The following is a 1,598-nucleotide window of genomic DNA, read 5'->3' as shown; positions in this document are numbered from 1 at the left end:
AGCTTGTTTTTTATCTACCAAGATCTTCCGGGTTTGCCGATGGCCTTGAGGGTCTTGGGGCGTTTGACGGTCTTGCCGACGTCGTAGCGGGGCGCCCGCTGTCTGTTCTTGGCGCCGGGTGGCCGTCCGGGGCCGGCACCGCGGGGTTTGGGAACACGGGTCGGGCAGGCGAGGTGGACGCGGATGTTCCGGAACCCTCGACGGACCCGGGCAGGGGTGAGCCGGTCGGTGGTGGTGGCTTTCTCCCAGGGGCGGCGGAGGTCCGCGGCCAGGGGGCGGGCGAGCCGGAGCTGGGTGTGGGCGACGATCAGGATCCAGGTCCAGCGGTCCGCCGCTTGCGGGGTACGGAGTTTCGGGGTGGTCCAGCCGAGGGTCTGCTTGGTGAAGCGGAAGGTGTGCTCCAGATCGAAGCGGCGCAGGAATGCCTGCCAGAAGCGGTCCACGTCCTCACCGGTGGCTCCGGTCCTGGAGGACCACAGCCACACCGGCGGAGCGTCCCGTTCCTTCGACAGGTGCTCGACCTTCAGGCGGATCAACGTGCCCTCGATCAATGGCAGTTCGCCGTCGTGATCGAGCCAGGAGGAACGGTGGGTGAGCCTGGGATGGACCCGGTCCCACGCCTGCGTCTGGGCCTTGCCGTAGTTGCCCGTGTCGGTGACCGTGGTGATCGCGGGCTCGGGCCAGCTCTCCGGCCTGGCCAAGCGGAACTCCGGGCCGTGCTTGGCCGGCCGGCCGTTCGTCCCCGGCTGGCGGGGCGGCGCCGGCAGCCGCATGACGCGGTCGGAGCGGACCCGGCCGACCAGCTCGACTGGCAGGTCGCGCAGAACCCAGGCCAGACGGGTGACGTCATAGCCGGCGTCGGTCACCATCACGATATGCGGGTCCCCGGCCTGCCACTGCCCGGCAGCCATGAGCCGCTCCACGACGCCCCGCAGCTGCGCGGCGGTGACCGCGGTCGCGTCGTCCACCGGTCCCAGCCGCACCGCGTCCAGGATCGCGGTCCAGGACGTGGCGCCCGGCTCCAGCACGGCGACAAAGGAGTAGGGCCAGCCCGGAATGAACTGCGAGGTCGTCTTCGCCCGGCCGTAGACGTGGCAGAACAGCCGCTCCGCCGAACACGGCGCGTCCGAACGCAGCCACGGCGACACATCGACGGCCAGGACCAGGCGCCCGCCGTCGAAACGCGGCAGCGGCAGCCCGGCCAGCACCGCCCGCAGCCGGCCGGTATCGATCCGGCCGTGGTTCAGGCCGCCGTACATCGCTCCGTGCCCACGACGATGCTCGGGCACCAGCGTCAGGTCCACCGGGGACCTCACCGCCCCGTCCGCACACAGCACCGCGTCCGCCAGCTCGAACAGCTCATCGCGCCGGGCGGTCAGACACTCGTAGAACTCACCACGGAAGCGTGACGCCACCGCGAACGCTTCCCTTCGGACAGCATCAGCCACCAGACTCATCCTCACGGCCTTCGTCGTGATCAGTGCACCTTGGTCGGAGCACATGATCAGACGAAGGCCGCCCCCGCGTCCGGCGAACTCCCAGGTGAGCGACCCAGTTCGAGACACCACTCGAAGCCGAAAGAAAAAGAACAAGCTGAG

General features: G+C 69.5%; 1 protein-coding gene. It reads right to left on the bottom strand.

Annotation, left to right across the window (positions count from 1 at the left end):
- Positions 1–14: 14 nt before the first annotated feature.
- Positions 15–1,457 (bottom strand): NF041680 family putative transposase, encoded by a 1,443-nt coding sequence (locus tag E0D90_RS25515; RefSeq protein ID WP_130800277.1) that lies wholly within the window; start codon positions 1,455–1,457, stop codon positions 15–17.
- Between the last annotated feature and the right edge of the window lie 141 nt (positions 1,458–1,598).

The organism is Streptomyces otsuchiensis (assembly GCF_004305975.1).
GTDB lineage: Bacteria > Actinomycetota > Actinomycetes > Streptomycetales > Streptomycetaceae > Streptomyces > Streptomyces otsuchiensis.
This window is presented reverse-complemented; position numbering and strand designations above follow the sequence as displayed.

Coding starts and splice junctions, on each gene's coding strand:
- E0D90_RS25515 (WP_130800277.1), bottom strand. CDS start 1,457: ATGAGTCTGGTGGCTGATGCTGTCCGAAGGGAAGCGTTCGCGGTGGCG.